The organism is Burkholderia sp. DN3021 (assembly GCF_049805555.1).
GTDB lineage: Bacteria > Pseudomonadota > Gammaproteobacteria > Burkholderiales > Burkholderiaceae > Burkholderia > Burkholderia pyrrocinia_C.
Map to the genome: position 1 here is coordinate 33167 of NZ_JBNCAB010000070.1, position 6000 is coordinate 39166.

Consider the following 6000-nt stretch of genomic DNA (forward strand, 5'->3'; position numbering starts at 1 on the left):
TCTCCGGAAGGAGGCCGCCTGGACGCGGCCTTCGTGTCTGCTGGTTGGATTCGTTACTTGCTGAGTGCGCGCATCGCGGTTTCGAGGCCCGCGAGCGTGAGCGGATACATGCGATGGCCGAGCAGGTCGCGGATGACCGCGACCGACTGCCGGTATTCCCATAGCCGCTCGGGCTCGGGGTTCAGCCATGCATGATGGGGGAACTGGTCGGCGAGGCGGCGCAGCCATACGGCGCCGGCTTCCGGGTTGTTGTATTCGACCGAGCCGCCGGGCTGCAGCACTTCGTACGGGCTCATCGTCGCGTCGCCGACGAAGATCAGCTTGTAGTCGGGCGTGAACTTGTGCAGCACGTCCCACGTCGCGGTGCGCTCCGAGTGGCGGCGGCGGTTGTTCTTCCACAGGTGGTCGTACACGCAGTTGTGGAAGTAGAAGAATTCCAGGTGCTTGAATTCGGCCTTCGCGGCCGAGAACAGCTCTTCGGTGCGCTTGATGTGGTCGTCCATCGAGCCGCCGACGTCGAGCAGCATCAGCACCTTCACGTTGTTGTGGCGCTCGGGTACCATCCGCAGGTCGAGCCAGCCCGCGTTCGCGGCCGTGCTGCGGATCGTGCCGGGCAGGTCGAGCTCCTCGGCCGCGCCTTCGCGCGCGAAGCGGCGCAGCCGCCGCAGCGCGACCTTGATGTTGCGCGTGCCGATCTCGACGGAATCGTCGTAGTCGCGGTATGCGCGCGCTTCCCACACCTTCACCGCGGTGCGGTTGCCGTTCGACGGGCCGCCGATGCGCACGCCTTCCGGGTTGTAGCCGCCATGCCCGAACGGCGACGTGCCGCCCGTGCCGATCCACTTGTTGCCGCCTTCGTGGCGTTCCTTCTGCTCGTCGAGCAGTTCCTTCAGACGCTCCATCAGCTTGTCGAGCCCGCCCATCGCTTCGATCTGCGCCTTTTCCTCCGGCGACAGCTCGCGCTCGAGGCGCTTCTCGAGCCAGTCGAGCGGAATGTCGAACGCTTCGGACGGCAGCGCGGACACGCCGTGGAAATACGCGCCGAACGCCTGGTCGAACTTGTCGAAGTACTGCTCGTCCTTGACGAGCGTCATCCGCGCGAGGAAGTAGAACGCGTCGATCGACGGCGAGATCAGCCCGGCCTTCAGCGATTCGAGCAGCGTCAGGTATTCCTTCACCGAGACTGGCAGCTTGGCTGCGCGCAGCGCGTAGAAGAAATTGAGCAGCATGGCCGGGCCTTCGCGGGTGGGGACGATTACCGGTTGTGCCGGTTCATGTAGACGAGCCGTTCGAGCAGGCTCAGGTCCTGCTCGTTCTTCAGCAGCGCGCCCGCGAGCGGCGGCACGATCTGCTTCGCGTCCGTGCCGCGCAGCGCGTCGGCCGGGAGGTTCTCGGCGAGCAGCAGCTTCAGCCAGTCGAGCAGCTCGGACGTCGACGGCTTCTTCTTCAGGCCCGACACGCCGCGCAATTCGAAGAAACTCTCGAGCGCCGCGCGCAGCAGTTCCTCGCGGATGTCGGGGAAGTGGACCGCGACGATCTTCTGCATCGTCGACGGGTCGGGAAACTGGATGTAGTGGAAGAAGCAGCGGCGCAGGAACGCGTCGGGCAGCTCCTTCTCGTTGTTCGACGTGATGATGACGAGCGGGCGGTGCTTCGCGCGTACCGTCTCGCGCGTCTCGTACACGTGGAATTCCATCCGGTCGAGCTCGCGCAGCAGGTCGTTCGGGAATTCGATGTCGGCCTTGTCGATCTCGTCGATCAGCAGCACGCTCGGGTGCTCGGCGTCGAACGCCTGCCACAGCACGCCCTTGACGATGTAGTTCGAGATGTCCTTCACGCGCTCGTCGCCGAGCTGCGAGTCGCGCAGCCGCGACACCGCGTCGTATTCGTACAGGCCCTGCTGCGCCTTCGTCGTCGACTTGATGTGCCACTGCAACAGCGGCATGTCGAGCGCGGCGGCCACTTCCTCGGCGAGCATGGTCTTGCCGGTGCCGGGCTCGCCCTTGATCAGCAGCGGGCGTTGCAGCGTCAGCGCGGCATTGACCGCGAGCTTCAGATCGTCGGTGGCGACGTAGTGCGAGGACCCTTCGAAACGCATGGCGGCGCTCTTCTTCATCGGGGAAAAAACCCAGTATAAGTCAGAAGGGCTGTGCGGTTGGGCCGCGCCCGCGTATCGTAGCGGGGCTGTGGCGGGGCGAACCGGGGCGCCTGGTGGACGCGTTCCCTGCCGACGCGGTACAATCTGGCCGTTTTTTTTGGCCTGCGTGGCGATCCGATAAGCAAAACGGCGCGGGCCGTTGTCGCTTAGGCGCCAGTTTCCCCTCAAGCTAGGTTACAAGAGCTATGAACAAATTCGTCGGCAAACACGTCGTTGTCGCAGCGCTCGTGGCGCTCGCGGGCAGCGCGCAGGCGGCCGGTGTGGTCGGCAACCCGAAGGACGGGGCGAGCAAGGCCGCCACGTGCATCGGTTGCCACGGCATCCAGGACTACCGCGCGGCGTACCCGGAGGTCTACCGGGTGCCTGTCCTCGGCGGCCAGAACCAGCAATACCTCGAGAACGCGCTGAAGGCCTACCGCAAGAAGGATCGTCATTTCCCGTCGATGAACGCGGTCGCCGGTTCGCTGACGGACCAGGACATCGCGGATCTGGCGGCCTACTACGCCGCCCAGAAGGCCGACACGAAGGACAATCCCTACAAGTAAAGCGCGCGCCGCCGATCTCTCCGGCGGGACAGGAGCATTCATGAACAACGCATTCAAGACGGCGGCGGTTGCACTGGCGGCCGGCCTCGCGATCGGTACCGCGCACGCAGCGGACACCACGAAGGGCAAGGAACTGGTCGAATCGCACAACTGCGCGGCCTGCCACGGCGCGCAGATGAACAAGCCGATCAACGCCGAATATCCGCGCCTCGCCGGCCAGCATGCCGACTACCTCGTGTGGGCGATGCGCCAGTACCAGATGGGCCTGACGAACCCGCTGATCGGCCGCAACAACGCGATCATGCAGGCGCAGGTGCAGAGCCTGTCGGTCAGCGACATGAAGGACATCGCGGCCTACATCGAATCGCTGAAAGAGACCGATCTCGTGTTCAAGAAGTAAGCGCGACGGGCCTGTCGGGCCCGCGCAGCAAAAATACCCCGCCGAGGCGGGGTATTTTTTTGTCCGCGGCCCGGGGGCTGCGTGCCGGCGCCGCGGCGCTCAGTCGCGCGACGCGCGGCGCAGGATGCGCTGCAGGTACGCGTCGGTGTCGGGCGGCGTGTTGGTGCGCTGCGCTTCCCAGATCGTCTCGCCGAGGCATTCCATGATCGCGTGCTGCGCGTCATGGGTCGAGTCGAGTTTCGCCGCCAGCTTGTCGTGCGCGGCGCGGATGCCGGGCGGCTGGTCGATCGACAACTGCTCGCTGATCGCGAGATGCATCGACAGATGCAGGAACGGGTTCGTGCGGCCTTCCTCGGGCGTGTAGTTGCGCGCGGCCGCGCCGTCGGCATCGTCGAGTTCGGCGTGGTACTCGGGATGCTCGACGATCCAGTCGGCCGCCATCGCTTCCAGCGGCGTCAGGATCTCGCCCGCGCGCTGCTTGCGCCAGGTCTCGGTGAAAAAGCGACGCACTTCGTCGCGGCTTGGATTGAACATGGTGGGGGAACGTCGTGATTCGGGCGGCGTCGTGCCGCGTCGCGCATTGTACGCCGGGTCGGCGGACGGCGCTGGAGACGGCCCGGCGGCGGGCTGGAGCGGTTGGCGCGGCAAGCGGCAAGCGGCAAGCGGCAGCGGGGCGGACTGCCTGGCGGTGCGGGCGGCGATGGCCGGTTGAATCCGCAGCCGGTTGCGGCCGCTCCGTACCGGGTCGGCGAAACGGGTAAGCGTGAAGCGTGAACGGGCCCTAGGCTTGCCGCCGCCGCGCCGCTAAACTCCGACGATTCCCTTCACCGTGCCGTTCTCATCCGTTCCGTCATGACCGCCACCGCCCGCTCATCGTCCGCCGCCCTGCAGGGCACGCTCTACGTCGCGCTGTCCGCCGCCGCGTTCGGCGCGATGGCGATCTTCGGCCGGTACGCATACGCGGCCGGCGTCGACGTGCTCGGGCTGCTGATCGTGCGCTTCGCGATCGGCGGCGCGGTGCTCGCCGCGATCGCGCGGCACCGCCGTGTCGCGTGGCCGCGCACACGCGCGCTCGCGCCGCTCGTGGCGATGGGCGCGCTCGGCTACGTCGGCCAGTCGTTCTGCTATTTCAGCGCGCTGCAGCACGCGCAGGCGAGCCTCGTCGCGCTGCTGCTGTACCTGTATCCGGCGTTCGTCACGCTGCTGGCTGCGTGGTGGCTCGGCGAGCGCCTCACGCGCGCGAAGGCCGTCGCGCTCGTGCTGTGCGTCGCGGGTTCGGCGCTGATGGTCGGCGGCGGGCACGGCGAGCCGCTCGGGATCGCGCTCGCGCTGGCCGCCGCGGTAATCTATTCGCTGTACATCGTCGGCGGCACGAAGGCGACGCGCGGCGTCGATCCGCTCGCGACCACCGCGATCATCTGCCTGTCGGCGACCGCGACGCTCGTGGCGATCGCCGTCGTGCGGACCGCGGCGTTCGGCGCGCCGCCGCGCTGGCCCGCGACGGCCGGCGGCTGGGCGTCGATGCTCGCGATCGCGCTCGTCTCGACGGTCGCGGCAATGCTCGCGTTCTTCGCCGGGCTCGAGCGGCTCGGGGCCGCGCGCACGTCGATGCTGTCGACGCTCGAACCGGTCGTGACGGTCGCGCTCGCGGCGCTGCTGTTCGGTGAAGCGCTGTCGCCGCTGCAGTGGGCGGGCGGCGTCGCGATCCTTGCGGCCGTGCTGGCGCTCGTGCGCGCGGGCGGCGCGGCGGCCGACGATGCGACCGCGACGTCCAACGCGTAGTCGGGGAAGGGAAGGGCGTGTACGTCGGACGGAGCCTGCGTGGCGGGCCGGCGCGATGCGCCTCTGTCGCGCCTGACGCTTATTCGTTGGGCGGCGGCGTCTTCGGCCTGAATTCGCACAGCGGCTCGATCGCGCAGTGCCAGCATTCGGGCTTGCGGGCCTTGCACACATAGCGCCCGTGCAGGATCAGCCAGTGATGCGCGTCCTGCAGGAATTCCTTCGGCGTGAACTTCTCCAGCGCGGCCTCTACGGCGCGCACGTCCTTGCCCGGCGCGAGCCCCGTGCGATTCGCGACGCGGAAGATATGCGTGTCGACAGCGATCGTCGGCTGGCCGAACGCGGTGTTCAGCACGACGTTCGCGGTCTTGCGGCCGACGCCCGGCAGGCTTTCGAGCGCTTCGCGATCGGCCGGCACCTCGCCGTCGTAGCGCTCGAGCAGGATCCGGCACGTCGCGACCACGTTCTTCGCCTTGGTTCGGTAAAGACCGATCGTCTTGATGTACTCGGTGACGCCTTCCTCGCCAAGCGCGACGATTTGTCGCGGGGTGTTCGCGACCGGAAACATCTTCCGCATCGCTTTGTTGACCGACACGTCGGTCGCCTGCGCGGACAGCATCACGGCGATCAGCAACTCGAACGGCGTCGTGTATTCGAGCTCGGTGGTCGGATGCGGATTGAGGCTCTGCAGCGTTTCGTAGATCGCGTGTCTTTTGCTGGCGTTCATGGAGCGTTCTGGTCGGGCGGTGCGGCCGGGCCGCCTTGGTCGTCGTTGCCTGCGTCGTGGTCGTCGCCGTCCGCCGCGGCGGCTTCGGCGTCGCGCTGCGCCTGCTGTTCGGCGAGCCGTTTGCGGCGGGCCTCGGCTGCGTCGATCTGCGCCTGGACGGCCGCGCTCACGCCTTCGGTGTTCTTCGGCCCGGCGCCTTGCCCGGAGAGTTCTTCCTTCTTCTTGCGCGCGCGTTCGAGCGCGGCGGCGATGATCGCGCGTTTCTTCGCGTCGGCATCGTCGGCGGCCGGTGCGGTGGCCGGCGTGCCCGGCTGCGCTGCGGGTTGTTCTGCGGCCGGCTTCGCAGCGCCGGCACTGGCCGCGCGGCGTGCGGCGGCGCGCGCTTCGGCGG

The 6000-nt window shown here is 67.8% G+C and carries 7 protein-coding genes and 1 pseudogene; 3 read left to right on the plus strand and 5 right to left on the minus strand.

The window, feature by feature from the left end:
* Nucleotides 1–53: 53 nt before the first annotated feature.
* Complete coding sequence (locus ACPUER_RS27305; RefSeq protein WP_034184810.1) at nucleotides 54–1229, minus strand: vWA domain-containing protein; 1176 nt, start codon at nucleotides 1227–1229, stop codon at nucleotides 54–56.
* A gap of 26 nt (nucleotides 1230–1255) precedes the next feature.
* Nucleotides 1256–2098 (minus strand): AAA family ATPase, encoded by an 843-nt coding sequence (locus ACPUER_RS27310; protein ID WP_034184811.1) that lies wholly within the window; start codon nucleotides 2096–2098, stop codon nucleotides 1256–1258.
* A 245-nt stretch (nucleotides 2099–2343) separates the two neighbouring features.
* On the opposite strand from ACPUER_RS27310, the gene ACPUER_RS27315 reads away from it, so the two are divergent.
* Together ACPUER_RS27315 and ACPUER_RS27320 are read left to right on the plus strand one after the other, a co-directional pair.
* Nucleotides 2344–2703 carry a c-type cytochrome gene (locus tag ACPUER_RS27315; RefSeq protein WP_175962842.1) on the plus strand — a complete coding sequence of 120 codons (360 nt, stop codon included), beginning with the start codon at nucleotides 2344–2346 and terminating at the stop codon, nucleotides 2701–2703.
* A gap of 40 nt (nucleotides 2704–2743) precedes the next feature.
* Nucleotides 2744–3103 (plus strand): c-type cytochrome, encoded by a 360-nt coding sequence (locus ACPUER_RS27320; RefSeq protein ID WP_034184812.1) that lies wholly within the window; start codon nucleotides 2744–2746, stop codon nucleotides 3101–3103.
* 99 nt (nucleotides 3104–3202) lie between these two features.
* Here the strand turns inward: ACPUER_RS27320 and ACPUER_RS27325 are convergent, their stop codons facing one another.
* Nucleotides 3203–3637: a DUF1841 family protein gene (locus ACPUER_RS27325; RefSeq protein WP_034184813.1), complete on the minus strand. Its 435-nt coding sequence runs from the start codon at nucleotides 3635–3637 to the stop codon at nucleotides 3203–3205.
* A 318-nt stretch (nucleotides 3638–3955) separates the two neighbouring features.
* On the opposite strand from ACPUER_RS27325, the gene ACPUER_RS27330 reads away from it, so the two are divergent.
* Nucleotides 3956–4885, plus strand: coding sequence for a DMT family transporter (locus tag ACPUER_RS27330; RefSeq protein ID WP_310138754.1), 930 nt, complete (start codon nucleotides 3956–3958; stop codon nucleotides 4883–4885).
* Between the two features lie 79 nt (nucleotides 4886–4964).
* On the opposite strand, the gene nth is transcribed toward ACPUER_RS27330, so the two are convergent.
* Entirely contained in the window at nucleotides 4965–5609 is a 645-nt protein-coding gene (gene nth, locus ACPUER_RS27335) for an endonuclease III (protein ID WP_072440806.1), read from the minus strand.
* Nucleotides 5606–6000: pseudogene (locus ACPUER_RS27340) on the minus strand (electron transport complex subunit RsxB); the annotation flags it as partial. The gene nth and the pseudogene ACPUER_RS27340, both read right to left, overlap by 4 nt.